The sequence below is a fragment of the Streptomyces sp. NPDC048434 genome, from assembly GCF_043200375.1.
Lineage (GTDB): Bacteria > Actinomycetota > Actinomycetes > Streptomycetales > Streptomycetaceae > Streptomyces.
In genome coordinates, this window is record NZ_JBICXQ010000010.1 from 78989 (window position 1) to 105210 (window position 26222).

The 26222-nt window shown below is 72.0% G+C and carries 19 protein-coding genes; 3 read left to right on the forward strand and 16 right to left on the reverse strand.

Annotated elements, in window-relative coordinates; genetic code table 11:
* Nucleotides 1-4: 4 nt before the first annotated feature.
* Both ACGFWI_RS14095 and ACGFWI_RS14100 read right to left on the reverse strand, forming a co-directional pair.
* Nucleotides 5-1288, reverse strand: a complete 1284-nt coding sequence (locus ACGFWI_RS14095; protein ID WP_393906341.1) for a beta-ketoacyl synthase N-terminal-like domain-containing protein — start codon at nucleotides 1286-1288, stop codon at nucleotides 5-7.
* Between the two features lie 130 nt (nucleotides 1289-1418).
* A complete protein-coding gene (locus tag ACGFWI_RS14100; RefSeq protein WP_393906218.1) occupies nucleotides 1419-1625 on the reverse strand; it encodes a DUF5988 family protein in 207 nt (68 codons plus the stop codon).
* Between the two features lie 1597 nt (nucleotides 1626-3222).
* Here ACGFWI_RS14100 and ACGFWI_RS14105 point away from each other — a divergent pair.
* Complete coding sequence (locus ACGFWI_RS14105; RefSeq protein WP_393906219.1) at nucleotides 3223-4272, forward strand: tyrosine-type recombinase/integrase; 1050 nt, start codon at nucleotides 3223-3225, stop codon at nucleotides 4270-4272.
* 92 nt (nucleotides 4273-4364) lie between these two features.
* Here ACGFWI_RS14105 and ACGFWI_RS14110 read toward each other — a convergent pair whose 3' ends face one another.
* Nucleotides 4365-5183 carry an IPT/TIG domain-containing protein gene (locus ACGFWI_RS14110; protein WP_393906220.1) on the reverse strand — a complete coding sequence of 273 codons (819 nt, stop codon included), beginning with the start codon at nucleotides 5181-5183 and terminating at the stop codon, nucleotides 4365-4367.
* Between the two features lie 342 nt (nucleotides 5184-5525).
* Nucleotides 5526-6872: an FAD-dependent monooxygenase gene (locus ACGFWI_RS14115; RefSeq protein WP_393906221.1), complete on the reverse strand. Its 1347-nt coding sequence runs from the start codon at nucleotides 6870-6872 to the stop codon at nucleotides 5526-5528.
* 95 nt (nucleotides 6873-6967) lie between these two features.
* On the opposite strand from ACGFWI_RS14115, the gene ACGFWI_RS14120 reads away from it, so the two are divergent.
* On the forward strand, nucleotides 6968-7789 hold the full coding sequence (locus tag ACGFWI_RS14120) for a TetR/AcrR family transcriptional regulator (RefSeq protein WP_393906222.1): 822 nt from the start codon (nucleotides 6968-6970) through the stop codon (nucleotides 7787-7789).
* Here ACGFWI_RS14120 and ACGFWI_RS14125 read toward each other — a convergent pair.
* The 3 genes from ACGFWI_RS14125 to ACGFWI_RS14135 form a co-directional block, all read right to left on the reverse strand.
* Nucleotides 7786-8859 (reverse strand): alpha/beta fold hydrolase, encoded by a 1074-nt coding sequence (locus ACGFWI_RS14125; protein WP_393906223.1) that lies wholly within the window; start codon nucleotides 8857-8859, stop codon nucleotides 7786-7788. The genes ACGFWI_RS14120 and ACGFWI_RS14125 overlap by 4 nt on opposite strands.
* A gap of 204 nt (nucleotides 8860-9063) precedes the next feature.
* A complete protein-coding gene (locus tag ACGFWI_RS14130) occupies nucleotides 9064-10143 on the reverse strand; it encodes a rod shape-determining protein (RefSeq protein ID WP_393906224.1) in 1080 nt (359 codons plus the stop codon).
* A gap of 177 nt (nucleotides 10144-10320) precedes the next feature.
* Nucleotides 10321-12441, reverse strand: coding sequence for an FUSC family protein (locus ACGFWI_RS14135; RefSeq protein ID WP_393906225.1), 2121 nt, complete (start codon nucleotides 12439-12441; stop codon nucleotides 10321-10323).
* A 268-nt stretch (nucleotides 12442-12709) separates the two neighbouring features.
* On the opposite strand from ACGFWI_RS14135, the gene ACGFWI_RS14140 reads away from it, so the two are divergent.
* A complete protein-coding gene (locus tag ACGFWI_RS14140; RefSeq protein ID WP_393906226.1) occupies nucleotides 12710-13732 on the forward strand; it encodes an alpha/beta hydrolase in 1023 nt (340 codons plus the stop codon).
* 33 nt (nucleotides 13733-13765) lie between these two features.
* On the opposite strand, the gene ACGFWI_RS14145 is transcribed toward ACGFWI_RS14140, so the two are convergent.
* The 9 genes from ACGFWI_RS14145 to iolC form a co-directional block, all read right to left on the reverse strand.
* Complete coding sequence (locus ACGFWI_RS14145; RefSeq protein WP_393906227.1) at nucleotides 13766-14245, reverse strand: hypothetical protein; 480 nt, start codon at nucleotides 14243-14245, stop codon at nucleotides 13766-13768.
* Nucleotides 14246-14346: 101 nt separating this feature from the next.
* Nucleotides 14347-15207, reverse strand: a complete 861-nt coding sequence (locus ACGFWI_RS14150; protein ID WP_393906228.1) for an ABC transporter permease — start codon at nucleotides 15205-15207, stop codon at nucleotides 14347-14349.
* A complete protein-coding gene (locus tag ACGFWI_RS14155) occupies nucleotides 15204-17903 on the reverse strand; it encodes an alpha/beta fold hydrolase (RefSeq protein ID WP_393906229.1) in 2700 nt (899 codons plus the stop codon). Before ACGFWI_RS14155 ends, ACGFWI_RS14150 begins: the two co-directional genes overlap by 4 nt.
* Before the next feature lie 156 nt (nucleotides 17904-18059).
* Complete coding sequence (locus ACGFWI_RS14160; protein WP_393906230.1) at nucleotides 18060-19232, reverse strand: hypothetical protein; 1173 nt, start codon at nucleotides 19230-19232, stop codon at nucleotides 18060-18062.
* Nucleotides 19233-19476: 244 nt separating this feature from the next.
* Nucleotides 19477-20970 carry a CoA-acylating methylmalonate-semialdehyde dehydrogenase gene (locus tag ACGFWI_RS14165; protein ID WP_393906231.1) on the reverse strand — a complete coding sequence of 498 codons (1494 nt, stop codon included), beginning with the start codon at nucleotides 20968-20970 and terminating at the stop codon, nucleotides 19477-19479.
* 38 nt (nucleotides 20971-21008) lie between these two features.
* A complete protein-coding gene (iolD, locus tag ACGFWI_RS14170; protein WP_393906232.1) occupies nucleotides 21009-22892 on the reverse strand; it encodes a 3D-(3,5/4)-trihydroxycyclohexane-1,2-dione acylhydrolase (decyclizing) in 1884 nt (627 codons plus the stop codon).
* Nucleotides 22889-23782: a 5-deoxy-glucuronate isomerase gene (iolB, locus tag ACGFWI_RS14175; RefSeq protein WP_393906233.1), complete on the reverse strand. Its 894-nt coding sequence runs from the start codon at nucleotides 23780-23782 to the stop codon at nucleotides 22889-22891. The genes iolD and iolB overlap by 4 nt, the downstream gene beginning before the upstream one ends.
* 30 nt (nucleotides 23783-23812) lie before the next feature.
* Nucleotides 23813-24700, reverse strand: coding sequence for a deoxyribose-phosphate aldolase (locus ACGFWI_RS14180; RefSeq protein WP_393906234.1), 888 nt, complete (start codon nucleotides 24698-24700; stop codon nucleotides 23813-23815).
* Nucleotides 24701-24862: 162 nt separating this feature from the next.
* A complete protein-coding gene (iolC, locus tag ACGFWI_RS14185) occupies nucleotides 24863-25855 on the reverse strand; it encodes a 5-dehydro-2-deoxygluconokinase (protein ID WP_393906235.1) in 993 nt (330 codons plus the stop codon).
* Nucleotides 25856-26222: the final 367 nt, after the last annotated feature.

The window sequence follows — 26222 nt, forward strand, 5'->3', positions numbered from 1 at the left end:
GTGGTCACACGGCTTCCGGACTGCCGAGGAGAATGGCGTTCTTCACACCGCCGACCTGGTAGTTGAAGCTCAGCGCGTAGTCGAAGTCGAGCGGCCGCGGCCGCACGCCGGGGACCGGGTCGAAGGGCAGCCCGTCGGCCGGCTGCTCGCAGTTGGCGGTGGGGCAGACCTGCCCTCGCTCCATCATCATCAGCGTCATGGCGACGCCCAGGCAGCCGGCCGGTGCGCCGTTGTGGCCGAAGCAGCCCTCCTGGGACGTCATCAGGACGTCGTTGTCCGGGCCGTACAGCTCCTTGATGGCGTTCGCCTCGAAGGCGGTGACGATGACGTTGCCGTCGCTGCCGCCGTGGACGTACGGCACATCGTCGATCCGCCACCGCTCACCGAGGCAGCGGCGGACGGCGGTGACGAGTTCCGCGCCGGTCTCGTCACACGCGAGGGGGTTGGCCAGCCCGTCGCGGGTCATGGCGGTGGCCAGCACCTGGCCGTAGATGTGCGCACCGCGCCGGGCGGCGTGCTCCCGGCTTTCCAGGATCACGGTCGCCGCGCCCTCGCCGTGGTTGATGCAGTCCGCCCGGCGGTCGTAGGGCCGCATGAGGGAGCTGAAGGACGGCAGCAGTTCCGGCATGTCGGTCGTGCGGAGCGAGTCGTAGGTCTGCTGGGCCCCGCTCAGCAGCCGCTGGATGTTCTGGATGAGGTGGACGTTGAAGACGTCGACGCCGGTCACGACCGCGACATCGACCTCGCCGCGGGCAATCAACCGCCGGGCGTTGCCGATCTGTACGGCGGACGAGGCGCAGCCGCACGAGACGGTGTAGCAGGGGCCGTTGGACTGCGTCAGCGCCGCTTGTACCAGTGCGACATCGGAGGGTGTCACGGCTTGCTGGGCCGCGACGAACAACTCCATGGCCTCCGGTGCGGAGGTCTTTCCGGGATCGGCACTCAGCACCGAAAGATAGCTTTCGACATTGGAGTCCACACCCCCGCGCCCGACCAGAATGGCGGCTTCACTCAGTGCACCGCCACAGAAAGTCAGCCCGGCATCGGTGGTGGCTTCCGCCATCGATACCAGACCGAAACGGTGCGCCGAGGTGTAATGCTGGGAGAAGAACGGCGGAACGTCCGGGAGACGCTCGTCGAACATCTCCTGGGTGAGCTGGACCGAGCCGTAGTAGACCTCGTCACGCTTGAGGCAGGATTGGCCGTTGGAGACGACGTCCCACATGTCGTCGGCGGTGAAGACCGGCTCCGTACGACCGGGCAGACAGAATCCGACACCGGTCACCACAACATTCCGGTCGTCGCTTCGGCTTTCGTCTTTACCAGATTCTCGGTTCACGACAGGACTCCGTCCCTCACGCGGTTCAACATGATCGTTCTCCTCTGCACATCTCTTTCTTCTTCGGGACGCACAGCACCTACTCGGCGATTCTTGTGCGGTAACACCAGCGGTACACGGGGACCGGCTCTCCGCCCAAGTCCGCGTATTCGCCGTAGAATTCGAAACGCTCGTACCCGTTGCCCCGCAGGATCCTTATGGGATCGCCCGCATTGTCGCGCGCATGCTGCGGCAGGGCGTTTCCCTCCGGCCCGTCGACGAGGATCACCATTCTTCTTTGCGCCATGCTGACCTCCGGTGTTCTGTCGCAGTGGTTTTCTGGGGGAAGGCTTCAGATGTGCGGTCGGGGGAACCCGGCTGCGGATCACTGCGGGACGGCTGCCGGGCCGGGCCCGGACCACTGCGGGGAGTGCGCCGGGCTGCCCCGGAACGCGGTGGAACGGTGGCCGGCCGGCCTCAGGCGGCCGGCTCTGTCCCGTGACGGAAGACGGGCAGGGGGGCGCCGGCAGGGCGGGGGGCCGGGCGCGGGGTGCCGCCCGGGACCACTGCGCCCGTGGGGAGCGCCGGACGGGAGCCGCGGCGGAGGTCCCCTACGGGACCGGCGGGGTGGCCGACGGGGTGGCCGACGACGCCGCCGGCGGTCGTCGGCACGCTTCCGTTGCCGGAGGTGCGGCCTCCGCCACGGACGGCACAATTCCCCTTCAGTACGCCGGAGTTGACCGATACCGCCGGGCCATGAGGGGCGGCGGTGATGGGCAGCTGCGACGGGGGAACCGGCGTGGCATCGTGCGGGAGCCCTGCGGAGCCGGCGCTCTTGTCGTACGGAGCTCGGGGCGGACAGCTGTGGGACGGTGCCGGCACCCAGGCGACGTTGCCGGCCGCGAGTGTCGCGTCGCCGACGGAGACGAGCGTGGTTTCCGAGCCGGGCGGCGGGGTCGTGAGGGTCGCGTCACCGCCGGACCGGGCAACTGCCGGTGCTGTCACGGTGAGGCCCGGGGTCAAGGCGCGTGGACCGTTGACCCAGCGAATAATGGAAATGGTTCGCATGAAGCCCCCTGACCGAATGTGGGGGGCCGATCAGCCGGTACCGACGTATCGGTACCGGCTGACGGATCCAAAACCCTCTACCGGGGACGCCCATACGGCATCTCGGTCTGACCGCAACCAGGCGCTGGGCCGGGCCAACGGGTAGGCCAGGTGCCGCTCCCCGGAGAGGATGGGCGGCCCACCGGTTGGATGCGACTAGTTATCCATGCGGCTCGGCGGGCTACAACAGTCAACCGATAAGGCCACCCGTTCGGAGCAGCGCGAAAAGAAGGAACTCGTACCAACTTGCGCAATGGCCTGAGGAGATGCCTTTATTCCACTCATGACTGATGAAGCGTTTGATTGCTCACTGCTCCTGCTCGGTCGCGCTGTAGAACCGTGCGCAGCAGCAAGCTCGCCGCTTGTCATTCTTGTGCGTGGGACGCAGCGACAACCGGCCTGCTGCCAATAGGAGGCGCCGGACCGGCGACGACTGGACGCCGGAAGTCACTGCGGCACCGGCAACGCCCTCGCCGCTCGCACAACGTCCTTCCAGCATAACCAAGTTGAAGATGGTATTCAAAATCCTTCCGTACCGGTGACGCAGTCGCGGCAGGGCGCCGGTACGGGCCGTGCATGCCGGGGAGTCGGCTCTTTTGCCGACCATGGACGGCTGTTGTTCCCCTCCTCGGCGGACAGCACGTCAAAGCGCTCTCCGTCGGGGCCCGCAGTTCACCGCACCGTCCGCAGGCATGAAGTCATCACCATTCCTCGACGCCGGTATCGCGCTCAAGACGAATCACGCCATCAGTACCGGGCGACCGAATAACTCCTCAGCAGACAAGGGTGATTCGACAATGAACCATAACGCCGGGGGCCGGTTTCCGGAGGAGGCCGACACCCACACGATGTCACTCGCCGACTACGGGGAACGGAGGTGGCCGGCAGCGATGCACGGCCTGGAAACCCTGACCATGTCCCCCTACCAGGCCGGGTGGCGGTTGCGTGTCGTTCCCAGCATCGGGCACGTCCTCATCAGGAAGGTCACCCGCCGCGTCGTCAACCGTGCGCTGCACTGCTGGATCGCCGACGAGTGCGGCCTGTCGACGGTGAAGAACAGCCTCGCCGTCCTCGTCCGGGTCCTGGAACAGGCCGTGCGGGACGGGGTCCTGGACGCCAACCCGGCCCGGGTGTCCGGCTGGCAGCAGGAGTACCAGCGGGCCCAGACCGAACGCACCGCACCGAGGGCGCTGGCCCTGCCGGACGTAACGGCGCTGGAGCGGCTGGCGACCACCCTCGTCCAGCGGTCCTCGGACGGCTATGAGGGGTGGGGCGACATCGTCCGGTTCGCCGCCTGGACCGGTACCCGCTTCAGCGAGGTGTCCGCCCTGCAGGCCCAGGACATCGATATGAGCACCTGGACCTGGCAGGTCCAGCGCTTCACCGTGCACGAGCCCGAGGGCCTGGACGACCGCGCCTGCCGCGGCAGACACCAGCGGGTGGTGCCGCTGCGGCCCGCCGTGCGGGAGTTGGCCGCCGGCCGGCTGGAGGCGGCGCGTCACACGCCCGTGGCGCGGCTGTTCACCGGTCCGCACCGGAGCCGGTTCACCGCCGCGGTGCTGCGGGACACGACCCGCTGGGACGACGTGGTGGCCGAACTCGGTCACGAGTACCTCCGACGCCAGGATCTGCGGCACACCGGGCTGACATGGATGGCGGATGCCGGGCTACCGTTGCCCTTGCTGTGCGGCGCCGCCGGGCGCCCTCCGCAGGACGCCCGGCGGTACCTGCCCCCTGACGGGCCTCTGCGGTCCGCGGAGAGCCATGGGGAGCCACCGGCGAGTCCGGCCCCCGCCCGTACGACGGGCGGGGGCCGCACCGTTTTCCGGCGTCCCCCTACGGGGTGACAGCGCCGAGCTGCCCGGACGGGTCCGGGCGGGCCGGGTACGGCCCGCGGACCTCGGCCGGGACCCGGGCTGTCATCCGGTGCACCGGGCCGTCACAGGTAGGTGAACGACCCGGCGTTGGCGGTGCCACCCGCCGTCTGGACGGTCACCTGCACGGTCGACCCGACCGTGCCCGGCGGGACGACCCCGGTCAGGGACGTGCCGCCCCCGTTGACCACCACGCCGGTGGCCGCCGCGGCCCCGAAGAGCACGGTCGCCCCGAACAGGTTGGTCCCGACGATGCTGAACGTGGCACCCGCTGCCGCCGAGGACGGCGACACCGTTCCGGTGACCGTCGGAGGCGCCGGGTGGTAGGTGTAGCCGCCCGGGACGGTCGTGCTGCCGCCCGCGGTCGTCACCACGACCGGGACGTTGCCTCCTGCGGGCGGTCCCGCGGGGGTGACACCGAACAGGACGCTGCCGGTGGGGTCCGTGCCCACGACGGTGGCGGCATTGCCCCCGATGGTGACGGTGGCACCCTGCAGGCCGCTACCGACGATGACGAACGTGGTGCCGCCCGCGGTCGGCCCCGAGTTGGGGGTGATGGCCGCGGCCGTCGGCGGGACGGACGCCACGTACACGTATGTCGCCGGGTTGCTGGTACCGCTACCGGTGGTGACGGTGACCTGTACGGCGCCGGCGGCGTGCGCCGGGGCCAGGACCGTGACGGTCAGCCCCAGCGGGTCCTGCCCGACGACGGTCGCCGACGACGTTCCGAAAAGGACACTGCTGGCGCCGGCGAGACCGAGCCCGACGAGCTGCACGGTGTTGCCGCCCGTGATCGGCCCCGAGTTCGGCAGTACGCCGAGCAGCACGGGCCCGAACGGCAACGGGAAGGCCGGCAGCGCCGGCTGAACGGTGGGTGTGGACATGGAGGTCCTCCTGCTGTCTGAGCTCGTTGCTCGGCCCGCTCGTGACAGACATGGCTCACAAGCCGGGATCCGAGCTCTGGCAGCAGCCGGCCGTGGAGGAGGACGACACAGACGGCGCACAGTGGCCGGTCACACCCGTGCGGTGCACAAGGGCCGTCGTGCTGCTGACCGTCCTTCAGTCCCCACACAGCGAAGAGGGCTGGAGGGTGGGCCGACTGCGGAAGCCCGAGGGGGATGGACGGCCCACCGACCAGGCCCCACCAGTAACCCAGAAGAGGTGACACCGGGCAATCGCCTTGACGCCGAAAACACCCATTCGGCTCAGCTCGAAAAGCGGCCGGTTCACCACCTCGCCAAGCCGGCGGCGGCGACCAGTGCGGGGTAGTCGTCCGGCGTGAAGGCCGCGGAGATGTCGTGGCCCTGTTGCAGCATGGCGGCGACGGCGGCCGGGGTGTTCAGGGCGGCGTTGCGGGCGTCGATCGCCTCCTGGGTGGCCGGGGCCAGGAACTCACCGGCGCCACGGCCGCCTTGCTGGCACTCGGTCACATAGGGGCGCAGCTTCTGTTCATAGCGGGCGAAGGCCGTGCGGTGGTCGCCTTCGGCGAGGGCGAGTTCTCCGGCGAGGACATAGGCGCCGATGATCGCCGCGCCGGTGCCCATGCCGCCGACCGTGGCGCCATGGGCGGCGTCGCCGAGAAGGGCGATGCGGCCCGTGGACCAGTGCGGTACATCGGCGCGGCTGATGGAGTCGAAGTAGAGGTCATCGGCCTTCCCGAGCGTTTCGATGAGCTCCGGTGTCCGCCAGCCGGCGCCTTCGTAGGCCCGGGCTATCGCCCGCTGCTGCGCACGAGGGTCGCGCCGGTCGTGGATCAACTCCTCCTCGGAGGCGAAGACACAGAAGGCTTCGCCCGCGTAGCCCGGCTCTTCGGTGCGGCGGGGGGTGCGGCCGACGGTTGCCAGGCGGCCGGGTTCGCCGTAGCCGACCGCACGGGCACCGAGGTCTCCGGCGTCCTCGGGCAGGTCCCAGGCGGCGACGTAGTAGCCGAGGTGGCGGACGAACTCCTTCTCGGGGCCGAAGGCGAGCCGGCGCACGGTGGAGTGCAGACCGTCGGCGCCGATCACGAGGTCGAAGGTGCGCGGCGCGCCCCGTTCGAAGGTGACGTGGACCCCGTCGGCCGTCTCGGTGAGCGAGGAGACGGAGTCGCCGAAGAGGTACTCGGGCCGGACGAGGTCCTCGGGCGGGCCGCCGGGCGTGTGGTGGGTGCCGGGCGGGGTCAGGCTGTGCCGGTAGAGGATGCGGGAGAGCTCCGAGCGGAGTATCTCGACCTCGCCGCCGGTGAATTCGGGCGGCAGCGCGGCCAGGGGGCGGCCTTGGCCGTCGATGAAGGTCAGTGGCGCGCCGCCGCCCGTGCTGTGGCTTCGGATGTCGTCCAGGACACCCATGCGTTCCAGGACCGTCAGCTGTGTCGCCCCGCGGAAGTCGACCGCGAAGCCGCCGCCGCGCAGGGCGGGAGCCACCTCGATCACGGTGGGCCGGAAGCCGTAGCGGCCGAGCCAGTGGGCCAGGGCCGGGCCGGCCACGCTGGCGCCGGAGATCAGAACTGAGCGCTGTGGTGGCGCCGTTCGCCGCCCCGGCGTCCGGCCGGGCCGGACCGCACCCTCGCGCCCCGTCGTCGTTTCGTACGTCATCGCATGCTCCCCCGTCGGTCCGTCGTACTGACAAGAGAAACTGTATCCGATGGACACTGTTCTATGTACCCCGGACACAGTTTTAGGATGCGGAGATGGCTGGAGACGACGACAAGCACAGCGTGTTCGGAGATCAGGCGGGCAGCGTCGCGTTGCTGTGGGGCGGGCGCGAGCGGCCCAGCCGCGGCCCCAAGCCGGCCCTGAGCCTGGAGCGGATCACGCGTACGGCCATGGCCCTCGCCGACACCGGCGGGCTCGGGGCGGTCTCCATGCAACGGGTCGCGGCCGAACTGGACTTCACCAAGATGTCCTTGTACCGCTATGTGCCCGGCAAGAGTGAGCTGGTCGCGCTGATGATCGACACGGCGATGGGGGAACCCCCGGGCACACCCGCACCCGGCGGCCCCGGCCAGGACGACGGCGGGCGGTGGCGGGTGGCGCTACGCGCCTGGGCGGAGGCCCTGACGGCGGTCTACCACCGGCACCCCTGGCTGCTGGGCGCGGCCGTCGGCCCCCGCGTCATGGGCCCCAACGAACTCGGCTGGACCGAGCGCGCCCTCGCCGCGCTCTCGGACACCGGCCTGACCGGCGGCGAGCAGCTCGACGCCGTGGTCGTGGTGCACGGCCATATCCGGACCATCGCCGAGGTGTCGGCGTCGATGGGGCTGGACAGCGCGCGGGCCACGGAGCCCGAACAGGTCATGAGCGCTGCGCTGAACGAGTTGCTCGCCGGCCGCGCCGACCGCTTCCCCGCGCTCGCCGCGGCCGTCGCCGGTGCCGGCACCGACCACACCTCCCGCAACCAGGCGTGGGAGTTCGGCCTGGAACGGATCCTGGACGGTCTGGCGGCCTATATGGGCAGGGCGCAGGGCAGCGCTCAGGGGGTGTCCGACGGGTCAGGGCCGGACACGCCCTAGGGGGCCGTCCGCGCGGAGGGCGCGGGCAGGGAGTGCAGCCAGTCGAGGAGGAGTTGGTTGACCTCCTCGGGGCGTTCCTGCTGGACCCAGTGGCCGCAGCCTTCGAGGATGTGGGAGGCGGACAGGCCGGGAAGGGTGCGGGGGAACGCCTTGATGGCGTCGGCCATCCAGTTGGTGGGGGCGTCGCGCTCCCCGCCGATGAAGAGCGACGGCTGTGTGAGGGCGGCCCCCTCCCAGGCGGCGAGGTCCTCCCAGTCCCGGTCGACGTTGCGGTAGCGGTTGAGTCCGCCGGTCAGGCCGGTGCGCTCGAACTCGCCCGCGTAGAAGTCGAGATCGGCACCGGTGAGCCAGGGCAGGGACAGGCCGGCGGGGAAGCGGTCGGACAGCTTTCCGCCCGGGGGGACCGTGAACTGTCCGATGTGGCCCTCGTCGGACGGCGGCTCGGCATCGCCCGAGGCCACGGCGTAGAACCCCGCGACCCAGCCGCGGACGTCGGGTTCGATCTCCGCCTCCGCCCGGCCCGGCTCCTGGAAGTAGCTGACGTAGAACTCCCCGGGCCCGCCGAGCAGGGCGAAGGCCTCGCTGGGCCGCATCCCGCCGCGGGGCGTGTACGGAACGCTCAGCATCGCCACGGCGGTGAAGAGGTCGGGCCGCAGCAGCGCCGTGTTGGCGGCGATGGGTGAGCCCCAGTCGTGGCCCACGATGATCGCGCTCTCCTCGCCGAGGGCGCGCAGCACCGCGACGTTGTCGGCGACATGGGCCAGCATCCGGTAGGCCGCCACGTCACGGGGTTGCGAGGAACGCCCGTAGCCCCGTACGTCGATGGCGACCGCCCGGTAGCCCGCAGCGGCGAGCGCGGGGAGCTGGTGGCGCCAGGAGTACCACGACTCGGGGAAGCCGTGGACCATGAGGACGAGGGGGCCGCTGCCCTGCTCCACCAGGTGGATGCGGCCGCCGGGGACCTCCACCGTGCGGTGGACCGCCCCGGGCGGCAGTCCGTCGGTCGGCCGGTGAGCCGGGGCGGCCGGGGAAGCGGGCGGCGTGGGCGGGACCTTGGCGGACTGCGGCATGCATGCTCCTCGAGGAGTTCGGCGGCGCCGGTGGTGGCGGTGGCCTGTCGGGGGGGCGCAGGGCGCGCGGGTCACCGGTCGGCGCCGCCCGCGGTCCCCGCGACCGCTCCCACGATCATGGCGGTGCCGTCACGGCGCACGCGAGGATTCTTGCCGCAACGGCAAACGCGGCCGGACGAAAGCCCCGCGCCCCGGGGCCTCCCCCTACAACCGCACGGTCCGCCGCGGTTGTTCCTTCGCGCCCGTCAGCAGGCCGTGCAGGGAGGCGAATTCGTCGACGCACTTGGCGGTGCCGTTGACCACGCAGTCCAGGGGCTGGTCGGCGACCACCACGGGGACGCCCATGTCCTGGCGCAGCCGGCGGTCCAGGCCGCGGAGCAGGGCACCGCCGCCGGTGAGGGCGATCCCGCGCTCGATGATGTCGCCGGACAGCTCCGGGGGGCATTCGTCGAGGGTGCGGTGGACGGCGCGGACGATCGCCTCGACGGGTTCGGCCAGCGCGTCGCGGATCTCCTCCTCGCTGATCTCCTGGATCCGGGGCAGGCCGCTGACGTGGTCGCGGCCGCGAACCGTGTAGGTGGTGCGGCGGTCCGGCTCGCCCTCCTCGTCGACCTCGACCGGGGTCCGGACCGCCGAGCCGATCGCGATCTTGATGTCCTCGGCGGTGCGCTCGCCGATGGCCAGGGAGTGCTTCTTCTTGATGTGGGCGGCGATGGCGGCATCCAGGGCGTCGCCGGCGACCCGTACGGACTGGGCGGTGACCAGACCGCCCATGGAGATGACGGCGACCTCGGTCGTGCCGCCGCCGATGTCCACCACCATGCAGCCGACCGGCTCGTCCACGGGCAGGCCGGCGCCGATCGCGGCGGCCATCGGCTCCTCGATGAGGTGCACTTCGCGGGCGCCGGCGCCCCGGGCGGAATCGATGACCGCGCGCCGTTCGACGCCCGTGACACCGGAGGGGACGCAGATGACCACCCGCGGCCGGGAGAACCGGCGGCTGGGCAGGGCCTTCTTCATCAGGGCGCGCAGCATCCGCTCGGCGGCGTCGAAGTCGGCGATGACGCCCTCCCGCAGGGGGCGCATCGCGGTGATCCCGGACGGCGTACGGCCGATGGTCCGCTTGGCGTCCGCGCCCACGGCGATCACCTCGCCGGCGGCGTTGACCGCGACGACGGACGGTTCGTTCAGCACCACGCCCTTGCCGCGGGCGTACACCAGGGTGTTGGCCGTGCCGAGGTCGATGCCTATGTCGTACGTACCGGACGAAGTGCTGGACGCCATGGGGGGTTCGTGTGCTCTCTCGCGACGGAGTGGGATCCTGGGGCATTGCGCCGCAGACAACCCCATGGGCGAGCAATGGCGTTCATTGCGGGCAATTGATAAGACTACCGGGGGCCCGGAATGGTTCCCTCGCAGCGGTCCCCCGGCGCATCGCCGCCGCCTCTCCGCGCCCCGGCCTCACCGGCTGCCGCTCCCCTCCGTCCCCGGGTCCGCCCCCTGCTCCGGCTCCGGCTCCGGCTCCCGGGACAGCGCCTCCGCCAGCTCGTCTAGGGCGTCGAGCTGCAGTTCCGCGACGCGCAGGGCGACACCACGGCTCTCGTCCTCCGCGTCCCACCTCTCCCATACGGCTCGCAGGTCACTCCAGTTCACTTCGCCCCGCTCCCGTACGGCGCCGGTGGCCTCCTCCAGGGAGGCGCGCAGCTCGAAGGCGAACGCGGTGGCACCGGGTGAGGCCGCGGCGTCCCGTTCGGGGAGATGGACCTCCAGGATCATCGTGCCCCGGCCCATCGTGGCGAGCGCGGCGCTGGCCGCGTTCGCCGAGGCGAGGGACAGACCGCGGTGGCGTACGGGTTCCTTCTCGGCGCGGGCCTCGCTCTCCTCCCAGGCGAGGCGGGCGGCGCGGGAGTCCAGCAGGGCGTCGCGGACCTGCCGGGGGCGGCGTTCGGCGGGCTGCGCATAGAGGTCGAACACCGCAAGGGCGTAGCGCCCGTTGGCCTCCAGCCATTCGGCGAGGCGGTCGCGGAGCTTGGGGGTCTCCCAGGCGGGGAACAGCGCGTACGACAGCATCGCGAGCAGTCCGCCGAGGAGGGTGAGCACGAGGCGCTCCTGGACGGTCTGCTCCCAGCCCGCACCGGCGAGGCCGAGCAGAAAGACGACATAGGCGGCCACACACGCCGAGGTCACCGAGACGCCGGTGCGCATCAGCAGATACATCAGCCAGACGCAGACCACGGCGAGCCCGGCACTGACGTACATGCCCGGATGCGCCAGGGCCATCAGCGCGCCCGCCACGGTCACGCCGACGAGGGTGCCGATGAAGCGGGCGATGACGCGGGAGTAGGTCTGGGCGAAGTCGGGGCGCATCACCATGACGGACGCGAGCGGCGCCCAGTAGCCGTGGCCGAACGGCAGCGCGGTGCCCAGCAGATAGCCGGCGCCGGCGACCGCGGAGACCCGGAGCGCGTGCCGCAGGATGTGCGAGGACCAGCGCGCCTCGCGGTGCAGGGAGCGCAGCGCGCCCGGCACCAGCCTGGGGACGCTGGGGCGCAGCAGATGGCCGCGCTCGGCCTCGGTGGTGGGGCGGGTGGCCCGGACCGGCTCGTCGGTGAGCTCGACGGCGTCGGCGAGCAGCGAGATCAGCCGGTACCCGGAGCGCCGGGCGGCCCCGTTGAGCATCGGGCCGGTGGCGGGGACCTCCAGAATGGCCATCGCCTCGGGGGGCAGCCGGACCGGTCTGGCGTGCCGTACCGCGTGGGCGACGGCGTCCAGGACGGTGGCCGCGGCGCCCAGCAGATCACGGGCCCGGTCGCGTTCGGGCCCTTCCAGAGGGGCGCCCACGACCGGGTCGGCGAGGGAGGCGAGGACCGGCCGGACGCGCTCGGCCAGGCCGCGGGGGCCGTGCAGTTGTACGGGGCGGCGCCTGGCCTGACGTGGGGTCACGGCGGAGGCGAGCCGGGCGTCCATCAGGGGCGACGGGTCGAACGGGGCGACCGGGTCGTGCCGCAGCCGCCGGGCGTAGTCCGCCTCGTCGGCCAGCGCATCGGCGAGCGCATCGCGCTGGACGCCCCAGGGGCGGATCGGGAAGACCACGATGAGGGTGGCCTGGACGAGACCGCCGTAGGAGATCAGGGCGGCGTGCTCCAGTGCGCCGAGGACGGACGTCGGCAGGGTGACGGTGACCAGCATGATCGCCACGGTCTGGGTGCCGACCAGCCCGGCGACCGGGCCGATCGCCCAGGCCATCCCGGCCAGAAGGGTCCAGCCGGCCAGCAGCAGGACGAAGGCGACGAGACGGGCGGCGGCGAGATAGCCGAGGAAGGTGGAGACCGCCAGCGCGCCGGCCACGGCGAGCGCGAGCACCGGGCGCGGCCGCATGCTGCGCTGGAAGGTGACGGTTCCGGCGGCGAACGCGCCGAAGGCGGCGGACACCGCGAGGGCCGGGTCGCCGCGCCACAGGCACAGGCCGATGACGAGGCCGACGCCGACCGTGCCGCGGATGGCGATCAGCGGGGTGAGCTTGGTCCGCTCGATGGTCAGCCCCGAACGAGCGGCTTCCTTGAGCGCACGCGACCAGGTCATAGCGAGAGGATACGGGCCGAAGGCGGGCGTTCCGGACTGCCTGGAGCGTGAGGGGTGTCCGCGCGTACCGCCGCCCACCCACCGGGAAAATCCCGGTAAACCGCCCTTCCGGTCTGCGTAAAACATCCCAGGTCGCGAAGGGGATGGCCGGGTTCCGGGCGGCGGTGCGAGCAAGCCGACACCCCGGAAGGGAAACCCGGGCCCGCACCGGCCCCCTCTTGCTGGTCAGCCGGGACAGCTCCCGGATGTCCGGCAAGGAGAAGGCCCCGTGCGCAAAGCCCTGTTCCATCCGGTGATCGCGCTGATCACCCTGACCGTTCTCGTCTGTACGGCCGGCTGCGGCACCGGCGCCACCGCCCAGGCCTCTCCGATACGGTTCGGCGGTCCCCAGGCAGGCGCGGCGCTGCATGCCATGCCTCCGGGCAAGCGGTCGCTGGTGCAGTGGCCCACGCGCCCGATCAGCTTCGACGAGGAGAGCCGGGTCGGCGGGGCCGGCCGGAACACCCCGATAGGCGTGACCACCCTGCACGGCCCGAAGTCGGGCTTCACGGGGAAGGTGTGGGTGTGGGCGCCGCCGGAGTACTACGAGAAGCGGAACGCGAACAAGGGCTTCCCGGTGATGGAGGCACTGCCCGGCTCGTACGGCTTCCCCCGCAACTACTGGATCGGCTCCGACCTCAAATTGGAGGAGAACCTCGCCCAGTGGTCCAGGAACGGCAGCAGCCTGCCCTTCATCGTCGTCATGCCGGTGCTCAACCCCGATGACAAGCAGTACTACGACGGCAGCGACATACCGGGCCGGCCGAAGATCGGCACCTGGCTCAGCCAGGACGTGCCCGATCTCGTACGGCAGAACTTCCGCACCCTCAAGACCCGCGACGCCTGGGCGGTCATGGGCTCCTCCTCGGGCGGCTTCGCGGCCCTGAAGAACGTGCTCCAGCACCCGGACACCTTCAAGGTGGCGATCCCCAACGGGCCGGACATCGTGCCCGACTCGCCACTGTGGAACGGCCACGCCAAGGAGGAGCGGGAGAACAACCCGGAGGTACTGGCCCGCCGGCTGATGGCCCGTGGTGGACCGCCGGTCTACCTCGCCTTCCAGGACGGCTCCCAGGAGAACACGGTGCTGCCGAAGGTACGGCAGTTCATCGCCCGGTACGGGCACGGTCCGGTGCACACCCGGCTGCAGATCGTGCCGGGCGGCACGCACAGCGCGGCGACGTATGTACAGGGCATGGGCGAGGGCACGATGCGCTGGGTCAGTGCACACATGCAGGGGCCGACCGCCTGACCGCGGCGGCCGGCCCCGGCGGCGCCGGGCTGCTCACTGCCCGCAGTCGACGTTCTGCAGGGCGATCGGGCGGGATTCCAGGCCCACATAGGCGGTGAAGGAGCTGCGGACCCCGCCGTCCCAGAAGGTGGTGACCGTCGCCCAGCCGACCGCGGCGGACTGGGCGGTGGTCACCTTGCCGATGGTGATCTTCCGCGGGGTGTTCTGGGCGCACAGCAGCAGGTCGTAGCCCTCGGTATGGGCGGCCCGGTCCTTGAGGTAGTCCGAGACCTGGTGCTCGCGCGACCAGGCGCCGGGGCCGTGCTGACCGTAGAAGGACGTCAGGAAGCGGTGGATCTCGGCGGCGGTGTGCCGGCCGTTGGGGTCGGAGCGGACGGTGCCGGCGGCCGGCGCGGTCCGCGGGTGCGCGGCCGCGGAGGCCGGGCCGGAGGCGGCGAGGGTGAAGGTCAGGCCGAGCGCGGCGGCACCGGCTGCGGCAACGGCGGCGGTCTTACGCGAAGCGGTACGGAGCATGCGATGTCCTCAGACTTCGGGCTTTTGAACGCTGTGCCCTCTAGACAGCCGACCGCCCCGAATGGTTGCAACCCACCGCCGCGGCCCCCGTCATGCGGCCGTCACGACACCACGTCCTTGTGCGCGAACCCCCGGAACGCCAGCGCGCACAGCACCAGCGCATACGCCACCGACACCGCCGAGCCCTGGATCATCCCGGCCCACTCCATCCTGGGCTGCAGCGCGTCCACCCAGGAGTACTGCCAGTGGGCGGGCAGCACATCGCGCCAGGCACCGAGGGCGGTGACCTGGTCGAGGACATTGCCGACGATGGTCAGCCCGACGGCGCCGCCGACCGCGCCCAGCGGTGCGTCGGTCACCGTCGACAGCCAGAACGCCAGCGCCGCGGTGACCAGCTGGCTGACGAAGACATAGCCGACCGCGATCGCCAGCCGCGGCAGCGCCACCTCCGCGGGCAGCGCACCGCCGGTGGGCAGTTGCAGCGGGCCCCAGCCGTACGCCGCGGTGCCCACGCCCAGCGCGACCAGCGGCAGCAGCAGCATCGCGGCGGCGCTGAACAGCAGCCCGACGGTGAGCTTGCTCAGCAGCAGCCGGGCCCGTGGGACCGGCGCGGCGAGCAGATAGCGCAGCGAGGACCAGCTCGCCTCGGAGGCGATCGTGTCACCGCAGAACAGGGCCACCGGGACCACCAGCACAAAGCCCGCTGAGACGAACAGGGCGGTGGCCGCGAAGTTGCCGCCGGAGGCGGTGGCGCTGTCCATCAGGGTGATCCGGCCCCCTCCGCGCCCGTTCGGGTCGCCGCCGATCGCGAACGCCGCCGCCAGCACGAACGGCAGCAGCGCCAGCACGGCGGCGATCACCAGGGTGCGCCGCCGCCACAGCTGGCGCCGGGCCTCGACGCGCAGCGGAAGGGTGCGGCGCGGGCGGTAACCCGGCGCCCGCGCCGTGGCGTTCGCGGTCATCGGTCACCTCCGATCAGGGTGAGGAAGGCGTCCTCCAGGCGTCGGTGCGGGCCGATGCGGTCCACCGCGACCCCCAGCCGGAGCAGTTCGGTGAGCAGTTGGGTGGGGGTGGCATCGCCCAGCCGTACGAGGAGGCCGCCCTCGGCGCGTACCACCGAGACGACACCCGGCAGCGCGTCCGCCTTCTCCACCACGGCGTCGCCGACCGGTTCCGCGACACCGACCAGCAGGGTGTCGCCGGCGCCGACGATCGCGGCGACCGGACCGGCCTGCACCAGCCGCCCGCGGTCCATCACGACCAGATGCGTACAGCTCTGCTCGACCTCGGACAGCAGATGGCTGGAGACGATGACGGTGCGCCCGGCGGCGGCGTAGCGGATCAACACCTCGCGCATCGCACGGATCTGCGGCGGGTCGAGCCCGTTGGTCGGCTCGTCGAGGATCAGCAGATCCGGCAGGCCGAGCATGGCCTGGGCGATCGCGAGACGCTGCCGCATGCCCTGGGAGTAGGTGCGCACGGCGCGTTGCAGGGCGTCGCCGAGACCGGCGATCTCCAGTGCCTCGTCGAGCTGCGCATCGTCGGCGGGCCGGCCGGTTGCCTGCCAGTACAGCTCCAGGTTGGCGCGGCCGGACAGATGCGGCAGGAAGCCGGCGCCCTCGATGAACGCACCGACCCGCGACAGCACCGGAGCACCCGGCCGGACGGCCTGCCCGAAGATCCTGATCTCCCCCTCGTCGGGCGTGATCAGCCCCATCAGCATGCGCAGGGTGGTGGTCTTGCCGGCGCCGTTGGGCCCCAGCAGGCCGAGCACCTGCCCCTTCTCGACACGGAAGGCGAGGTCCCGTACGGCATACCTGTCGGCGGACCTGGCGTAGCGCTTGGTCAGCCCGCTGATCTGCAGCGGGACCTCGGTGAGCGCCGGGTCGGGGGCGGGCGCCGCGGCCTTGCGGCGGCCGGTGAGCAGCAGCAGCGCGGCGAGCACCGCGGCCGCGGCGGGCAGCTGCCAGGTCCAGGCGGGCAGCGGGACCGCCGCGCTGCGTACCTGGGGCGCGGTGGGCACGCTGAGCGCGCCGCCCTGCAGCGAGACGGTGTAGGTGGCGGGTTCGGCCGGTGAGGCATAGCCGAGGTCGGTGGCGGAGAGCACCAGCCGCAGCCGGTGGCCGGCCGCGAGGTCATGGTCGACGGCGGGCAGCCGGAGCCGCACGGTCCTGCCGTCGTGGGCGTCCTTGACCCGGTAGGGCGTGACGAGCTGGGAGGGCAGCACCTGGCGGCGGCCGTCCGGGGCGACGTCGTAGACCTTGGCGAAGAACACCGCGTCCCGGGAGCTGGACCGCAGGTGGACGGTGGCGGTGGGGCTGCCGGTGAGGTGGACGGGGGTGCGCAGCGGCGCCGAGGCGAAGGCGGCGTACTGGCCGGGGAAGTCCAGGGACAGCCCGCCGGCGCCGAGCGAGGAGAGCTTGCCGAGCGCCCCGACACCGGGCATGGCGGACAGAGCGGGCGGTCCGGCGCCCGCCGGGTTGCTGAGGGTCTGGGTGCGGCCCGCGAGCCGGATCCGCCGCGGATCGTTGTCCAGGCCGGTGTAGCGGTCCGCGCTCGCGCCGCCCAGGCGCACCGCGCCGTCGGTGGAGTCCACTCCCCCGGTGCGGCTGATCCGGAACGCGGGCCCGGTGCCGGCGTGCTTGTCGCCCTTCAGATAGCGGTCGAACCAGTCCGTCGTACGGGCCTCCAGGCGGGCGGTCTCCCGGTCGCCGCCGTCGTGTCCGCCGGCGATCCAGTCGACATCGACCGGCGCGCCGTTCTTACGGATCGTCCGCTGCATGGCGTCGGCCTGGTCGAGCGTGAACAGCGAATCGGTCTGGCCCTGCATGATCAGGGTCGGCACCTTGATGCGGTCGCCGACGGCGGACGGGCTGCGGGCCGCCAGGAGCCGACGGGCCGCGTCGTCCGGTCTGCCGTTGACGGCGACCCGCTCGTACGTCCGGCACAGCTCCGGCTCGAACCGCACGCAGCCGCCGGGAACCCTGGGCGCGGTGCCCGCCGGGCCGGTGGACGGGCCCCCCGGCCCGGTGGTGAAGAAGATCCCCGCCCACAGCTTCTTGAACACGCCGTGGGGGAAGAGGGCGTCGGCGAGATTCCAGTAGGTGATCTGGGGGGCGATGGCGTCGACGCGCCGGTCGTAGCCGGCCGCCAGCAGCGAGATCGCGCCGCCGTAGGAGCCGCCGGCGACGCCCACCCGGGGATCGCCGGCCTTGTCGAGCCGGACTTCGGGGCGCTCGGCCAGCCAGTCGATCAGCCGGCGGACGTCGGCGACCTCGCCGTGCGGGTCGTTGAGGCCGATCTTCCCGGTGGACCTGCCGAAGCCCCGCGCCGACCAGGTCAGTACGGCGTATCCGTCCCGGGCCAGCTGCTCGGCCTGGGGGCGGAGGGTGGCCTTGGTGGCGCCGAAGCCGTGGGCGAGCAGCACCGCGGGCCGCCGCCCGCCGGAGTGCCCCGCCGTGAAGAAGGAGGTGTCGATCCGCACCTTCGCCTTGCTGCCGGGCCGGTCGGGCATGGTCAGCACCCGGTCCGCACGGTGTACGGCGGGCGCGGCGTCCGAGGAGGCGGCCGCCCAGGTGCCGCCTCCGATGAGGACGGCCAGCGCACCTGCGGCGGCGTACAGGCGCCGGCCGCGCAGTCTGAGACCTCGGAGATCCATACCGTGAATCCTAGGTACGGACCGGAGCGGGCGGCCGGTACCCCGGGCGGAACCCCGCGGCCTCCCCGGGGAGTAGGGTTCGCCGTTTCCGTACCGCGGATGCGGTACGGAAACGGCAGGCCGGCCGCCCCGCGGAACCGGGGCGCGGCCCGCCCGTCAGTACTGCGGGGGCCCGAATCCGCCCTGCGGGGGTCCGAACCCGCCCTGCGGGGGCGGCGGGGTACCGGGCGGCATCGGCGGGGTTCCGGGCGGCATCGGCGGGCCGCCGGCCGGGGGCGCCGGGCCGACGGGCGGCTGCGGCTGCCAGGACGGCGGCGCCTGCGGGCCAGGCGGCGGGGCCTGCGGCACGAAGCCGGGCGCGGCGAACTGCGGCGCCTGGGACGGCGGATACCAGGCGGGGACGACCGGCTCACCGCGGCCCATCAGGACGAGCAGGGCCGGCGAGCCCAACAGGTCGAGCAGCAGCCCGATGTCGCCGATGACGGTCAGGCCCGGCATGGAGCCGCCCAGCGTGAAGAGGGTGCCGTTGCCGGCCAGCCCGATCACCGTCACCACGGCGCCGGGCAGCGCCGCGATCGCCAGCCCGAAGGCCAGGCCCCGGGCCCCGGCGCCGCGCGTCAGACTGCTCACCGCGGCTACCCCGGTCAGCACGAGGAGGACCAGCGCGGACCAGCCGGGGGCCATGCTCAGCAGCGAGCTGAGGACGCCCTTGCCGAGGTAGAACATGGTGGCGGAGCCGGTGCCGCCCTGCACCAGCATGTAGAGCTGCCAGGCCAGGTTGCACAGCACCATCGCGCCGAGCAGCAGCCCGGCCGCCACACCGGCCGTACGGACCGGGCGCTTCGGCGGGTCACTGGGGGTGCTGCGCGGCCAGGAGCGCATCCCGGCGAGCAGCACGACGCCGGCGATGAGCGACACCAGCACCAGCAACATGGTGCTGATGAAGACGCCTTCGAAGATCGTGGTGTCCTGGTCGGCGTGCAGGAACCAGCGGTTGTCGCTGGTGTGGGTACCGGTGGCGATGCCGGCCTGCAGGGCGGTGGCGAAGGTGAGGGTGGTGGCGACCGCCAGCAGTCCGCCCGCCGCCCGCCGGCCGGCGAAGGCCGCGACCACCGCGGCCAACTGGACGGCGGCGAGACCGATATGGAAGGGGGCGGTGACCTGGTTGATGCCGCCGGACCGCTGGCGGGTCCAGGATTCCCAGACCCCGTCGATGCCGAACTCGCTGAGGTCCACGGCCAACCAGTAGGCCGTGAACAGGAAGAACAGCAGGCAGAATATCCCGCCGGTGATACGGGCGCCCTTGGCGAGCGCCAGGGTTTGCGGCATTTCGTCCCCCGGTTGTGTCGGTGCTCCGCGAGGAGCACCGTAGCAACGCACCGGGCCGCGGTCGCCCCCTGGACCGGGGGTCTCCCGCGCCCCGGCACACCCGCCCCCGGACCGGCCCGACCCCCTGCCGGCGGGTGTCCGGCAGGGGGTCGGGTCAGGGCGACGGGGCCGGGGCGTCCGTCAGGTACCGCGCCCGTCGGTGACGGCTTCCGTCACGGACGGCTTCCGTCGGACCGTGCGTCCGTCAGTGGTTGCTGGGGAAGCCCAGGTTGATACCGCCGTCGGACGGGTCGGGCCAGCGGGTGGTGACGACCTTGCCGCGGGTGTAGAAGTGCACACCGTCATTGCCGTAGATGTGGTGGTCACCGAAGAGCGAGTCCTTCCAACCGCCGAAGGAGTGGTAGCCGACCGGCACCGGGATCGGCACGTTCACCCCGACCATGCCGGCCTCGACCTCCAGCTGGAAGCGGCGGGCCGCGCCACCGTCGCGGGTGAAGATCGCGGTGCCGTTGCCCCACGGCGAGTTGTTCATCAGCGCGATGGCCTCGTCGTAGGTCTCGACGCGGACCACGGACAGCACCGGGCCGAAGATCTCGTCGCGGTAGGCGTCCATCTCGGGCGTGACGTTGTCCAGGAGGGAGACACCCATCCAGTGGCCGTCCTCGTAGCCCTCGACGGTGTAGCCGGTGCCGTCGATGACGACATCGGCACCCTGGGCCGCGGCGCCGGAGACGTACGAGGCGACCTTGTCGCGGTGGACCTTGGTGATCAGCGGGCCCATCTCGGAGGCCGGGTCGTCACCGGGGCCGATGGACAGCTGGTCGGCGCGCTCCTTGATCTTGCCGATCAGCGGGTCGGCGGTCTCACCGACGGCCACGACGACGGAGATCGCCATGCAGCGCTCGCCGGCCGAACCGTACGCGGCGTTGATCGCGGAGTCCGCGGCCAGGTCGAGGTCGGCGTCCGGGAGGACCAGCATGTGGTTCTTGGCGCCGCCCAGCGCCTGGACCCGCTTGCCGTTGGCGGTGCCGGTGGTGTGGATGTAGCGGGCGATGGGGGTGGAGCCGACGAAGGAGACCGCGGCGATGTCCGGGTGCTCCAGGATGGCGTCGACGGCCACCTTGTCGCCGTTGACGACATTCAGCACACCGTCGGGCAGACCCGCCTCGGCGGCCAGCTCGGCGAGCTTGAACGCGGCGCTGGGCACTTTCTCGCTGGGCTTGAGGACGAAGGTGTTGCCGCAGGCGATGGCCAGCGGGAACATCCACATCGGCACCATCGCCGGGAAGTTGAACGGCGTGATGCCGGCGACCACACCGAGGGACTGTCGGATCGACGCCACATCGACGCGGGTGGAGACCTGGGTGGACAGCTCGCCCTTGAGCTTCTCGGGGATGCCGCAGGCCAGCTCGACGATCTCCAGGCCGCGGGCCACCTCACCGAGCGCGTCGGAGTGCACCTTGCCGTGCTCGGCGGTGATCAGCCGCGCGATCTCCTCGCGGTGCGCATCGAGCAGCTCGCGGTACTTGAACAGCACCGAGGTGCGCTTGGACAGGGAGCTGGTGCCCCAGGTGGCGAAGGCTTCCTTGGCCGCGCCGACGGCCGCGTCGACCTCGTCGACCGAGGCGAAGGCGACCTGCTTCTCCTGGGCGCCGGTGGCCGGGTTGTAGACCGGGCCGAAGTTGCCGGAGACGCCCTCGACGGGCTTACCGCCGATCCAGTGGCTGATGGTCTTCATGCGGGAGGGCCTTTCTGGGTGACGACTTCGAGCGGGAGTCAGAGGTGGCGGCGGCGCCCGGCGGTGTGCCGGTCGTACGCCTCGCGGGCAGCCACCGCCGCCGGACGTGTCGCGGTCTCGGCAACAGGAACATCCCACCAGGCCTGGGCCTCCGGCGCGCCCGGCACAGTGTCAGCCGTTTCGGTCTCGACATAGACACATGTGGGCCGGTTCGCGCCACGCGCCTCGGCGAGGGCGGCGCGCAGCTCACCGACGGTGGCCGCACGCAGCACCTGCAGACCGAGCGAGGCGGCGTTGGCCGCGAGATCGACCGGCAGCGGCGCACCGGTGTAGGTGCCGTCCCCGGCGCGGAAGCGGTAGTCGGTGCCGAAGCGCTCACCGCCGGTCGCCTGGGACAGCCCGCCGATGGAGGCATAACCGTGGTTCTGGACGAGGACGATGTTGATGTTGATGCCCTCCTGGACCGCGGTGACCAGTTCGGTGGGGTTCATCAGATACGTACCGTCGCCGACCAGCGCCCACACCGGCCGGTCGGGGGCGGCGAGCCGGACACCGATCGCGGCGGGGATCTCATAGCCCATGCAGGAGTACCCGTATTCGAGGTGGTACTGCCTGCGGGACCGGGCACGCCAGAGTTTGTGCAGGTCACCGGGGAGGGAACCGGCCGCATTGATGATCACGTCGGTGTCGTCCACGACGGCGTCCAGGGCACCGAGGACCTGGGTCTGGGAGGGCCGTACGGACGGGTCCTCGGCGCCGAACGCGGCGTCCACCCGGCGCTCCCAGCCGGCCTTCGCCGCCCGGTAGGCGGCCTCGTACTCCGCGTCGACGCGCCGGCCGGACAGCTCCTTGGTGAGCGCTTCGAGTCCGGTACGGGCGTCGGCGACCAGGGAGAGCGCGCCGAGCTTGTGGGCGTCGAAGGACGCGATGTTGAGGTTGAGGAAGCGGACGCCGGGCGCGGCGAAGAGGGTCGAGGAGGCGGTGGTGAAGTCGGTGTAGCGGGTGCCGACGCCGATGACCAGGTCGGCCTCGCGGGCGAGGGCGTCGGCGGTGGCGGTGCCGGTGTGGCCGATCCCGCCGACGTCGGCGGGGTGGTCGTGGCGCAGCGAGCCCTTGCCGGCCTGGGTGGACGCGACGGGGACACCGGTGGCGTCGGCGAACGCGCACAACGCGTCCTCGGCCTCGCTGTGATGGACACCGCCGCCCGCGATCACCAGGGGCCGGCGGGCGGCACGCAGGGCCCGTACCGCATCGGCGAGGGCATCGGCGTCGGGGGCGGGCCGGGGGATGCGCCAGACCCGGTCGGCGAAGAACTCCTCCGGCCAGTCGTACGCCTCGGCCTGGACGTCCTGCGGCAGCGCGAGGGTGACCGCGCCGGTGTCGACGGGGTCGGCGAGCACCCGCATGGCCTGCAGGGCCGCGGGGATCAGCGCCTCGGGCCGGGTGACCCGGTCGAAATAGCGCGAGACCGGGCGCAGCACGTCATTGACGGAGACATCGCCGGCGAAGGGCACTTCGAGCTGCTGGAGAACCGGGTCGGCGGGCCGGGTCGCGAAGACGTCACCGGGCAGCAGCAGGACCGGAAGGCGGTTGACGGTGGCGAGTGCCGCACCGGTGACGAGGTTGGTGGCACCGGGGCCGATGGAGGTGGTGACGGCCTGTGCGCCGAGCCGGTCGCGCTGCCGGGCGTAGCCGACGGCGGCATGCACCATGGCCTGCTCGTTGCGGCCCTGGAGATAGGGGAGCGCCTCGCCGGACTCCAGGAGGGCCTGGCCGATACCGGCGACATTGCCGTGGCCGAAGATGCCCCAGCAGGCATTGATCAGGCGGTGCCGGCGGCCGTCCCGCTCGGTGTACTGGTGGGCGAGGAACTCGACCAGGGCCTGCGCGACCGTCAGGCGGCGTGTCGTCGGGGCGTTCATCGGGCGTCTCCTGCGGGCGCTTCGTAGAGGGGGAGGCGGGGGTCGACGGGCTGATCGGGCCAGGTGCCGCGGATCCAGCCGTGGTCGGGGTGATCGCAGATCAGCCACTCGCGCTCTTCGCCGGGCCCTGCCATGACGTTGAGGTAGTACATGGCGTGCCCGGGGGCGGCGATGGACGGACCGTGCCAGCCGTCGGGGATGAGGACGGCGTCGCCACTGCGGACCTCGGCCAGCACATCGGTGCCGCGGCCGTGACCGGAGGGGCTGACGCGCTGGTAGCCGACGCCTTCCGTGCCGTGGGCGGACTCGATCTCGAAGTAGTAGATCTCCTCCAGCTCGGACTCCTCGCCGGGGCGGCACTCGTCGTGCTTGTGCGGCGGATAGGAGGACCAGTTGCCGCCGGGGGTGAGCACCTCCACGGCGATGAGCCTGTCGCACTCGAAGCTGCCCGCGGCGCCGAAGTTGTTGACCTGGCGGGAGCAGTTGCCGGTGCCGCGCAGCTCCACGGGGACGTCGGACGCGGCCCCGTAACGGGCCGGGAGACGGCGGTCGCAGCGGGCGCCGGTGAGCGCGAAGCGGCCGCCGGCGCCACTCGCGATCTGCACCTCGGCGTCGCGCGGTACGTACGCGAAGTCGGTGACCCCGCTGAACACGCTCTCCCGCCCGGTCAGTTCGAACGCCTCACCGCCGTCCGTCAGCACCGTGCAGCCGCCGGACAGCGGCAGCACGATCCACTCGCTGTCGCCGGTGGCGAAGGAGTGACGGCCACCGGGCGGCAGGTCGAGGACGCGCAGCGAGGAGTAGCCCCAGCCCGCGCGCTTCGGGTCGATGTCCAGCGCGTACGGGCCGTCCGCCGCCGCTGTGGCCTTCAGGTGGAATTCAGTGCTCATGTATCGAGTCTCCTGCGGAAGTCGCGGTGTTCACAGCAGGCCTACGGCGGTGTCCACGGCGGCGGCGACATCACCGTCGGCCGGATAGAGCAGGGAACGGCCGACGACCAAGCCCTGCACCGTCGGCAGCCGCAGCGCCTTGCGCCACTTCTCGTAGGCGGCTTCCTGCTCCTGCACGGTGCTGCCGATGTCGCCGCCGAGCAGCACGGTGGGCAGGGTGGTGGTCTCGCAGACCCGGGCCATGGCGTCGGGGTCGTCGGTGACCGGCAGCTTCAGCCAGGTATAGGCGGAGGTGCCGCCGAGGCCGGAGGCGATGGCCACCGAGCGGGTGACGGCCTCGGCGCTGAGGTCGTTGCGGACCGCGCCGTCTATCCGGGAGGAGAGGAACGGCTCGACGAAGGTGGGCAGTTGCCGCTCGGCCATCGCATCGATGACGCGAGCGGTGGTCTCCAGAGTGGTCAGCGAGCCGGGGTCGCTGTAGTCGATGCGCAGCAGCAGTTTCCCGGCGTCGAAACGGAGCCGGGCGAGATCCTGGGGACGGTGGCCGGTGAACCGGTCGTCCATCTCGAAGGAGGCGCCCGCGATGCCGCCGCGGTTCATGGACCCCATGACGACCTTGCCTTCGAGGGCCCCGATCAGCAGCAGGTCCTCCAGGATGTCGGCGGTGGCGAGCACACCGTCCACACCGGGCCGGGACAGCGCAAGGACCAGCCGTTCGAGCAGATCGAGGCGGTTGGCCATGGCGAGCTGCCGGTCTCCGACGGCGAGCGCGCCGCGGGCCGGGTGATCGGCCGCGACGATCATCAGCCGGCCGCTGTCGCCGATGAGCGGGCGACGGGTGCGGCGGGCGGCGGCCTCCGCGACGGCTTCGGGGTGCCGGGCCCGCAGCGTCGCGAGGTCACTGATCCGAGGGTTCAAGGCTCAACTCACCTTCTTGAGTGCACAGGTGGGGCGGGGCGGCGGCGGGTGCGGGGCGGGTGTGGCCGCGGGGGCCGGGCGGCGCGAGTGCGGCTTGGTTCGGGCCGGGGTGGGGCGGGTCCGGCCGCGGGAACGGGGCGGGTGCGGATCCGGACATGGAGGTCACCGGCCCGCGAGGAAGGCGTCGACCTCGTCGGCCGTCGGCATCGCGGACGAGCAGGCGAGGCGCGAGGCGACGATGGCGCCGGCGGCGTTGGCGTAGCGCATCATCGGCTCCAGATCCCAGCCGGCCAGCAGGCCGTGGCAGAGCGAGCCGCCGAAGGAATCACCGGCACCCAGGCCGTTGACGACCTCGACGGGCGTGGGCGGAACCTCGGCGGTGCGGCCGTCCCGGTGCACGGCGAGCACACCCTTGGGGCCCTGTTTGATGACGGCGAGCTCCACACCCATGTCCAGCAACGCCTGGGCGCAAGCCTTGGGATCGCGCAGTCCGGTGGCGACCTCGGCCTCGTCGACATTGCCGACCGCCACCGTCGCGTGCCGAAGGGCGGCTTCGTAGTACGGGCGGGCGGTGGCCATCGCCGCGGCGCCGCGCACGCCGCCGTCCCCGGAGGCGCCGCCCTCGCCGCCCCAGAACATCGGCCGCCAGTCCAGGTCGAAGACGGTCGTGCCGCTCTTGGCGCGGGCCTCCAGCGCGGCGAGGGTGGCACTGCGGCTGGGCTCCTCGCACAGCCCCGTGCCGGTGATCCAGAAGATCCGGGCCGCCGCGATGGCGTCCTGGTCGAGCTCCTCGGGCCGGATGACCAGGTCGGGGGCCTTGGGGCGGCGGTAGAAGTAGAGCGGGAAGTCGTCCGGCGGGAAGATCTCGCAGAAGGTGACCGGCGTCGGATAGGCATCGACGGGGGTCACCCAGCGGTCGTCCACGCCGAAATCGCGCAGCGCCTGGTGCAGATAGTCGCCGAACGGGTCGCTTCCGGTGCGGCTGATGACGGCGCTCCGCCGGCCGAGCCGGGCCGCGGCCACCGCCACATTGGTGGCCGAGCCCCCGAGGAACTTCCCGAACGTCTCCACCTGCGCCAGCGGCACACCGGTCTGCAGCGGGTAGATGTCGACTCCGATGCGGCCCATGGTGATCAGGTCGTACGGCTCGGTCATGTGCGCCCCTTCGGGTCAGGCCGGCGCGGCGGGTTCGGCAGGTTCGGCTCTGAGGAAAGGTCTAACGGGGAGAGTCAGACCCTGTCAACAATTTGTCCTTACATACTGACGTCGAAGACGTGTCACGGGGGTCGCGGGGGTCGCGGGGGTCGCGGGGGCCGCGGGGGTCGTGGGGGTCGCGGGGACGCCGAAGGGGGTCGTGAGGCTGGAGGCACCCGGAGGGCGGATGGACGGATGGACGAATGGACAGCGGGGGACGGGTAACGAGTGACAGGTCGTGGGCGGCGGCAGATGACGAGTGACGGGCGATAGATGGCGGGTGGCGGGTGGTAAGCGGCAGACGGGCGACCGGCCCCACCCGACCGAG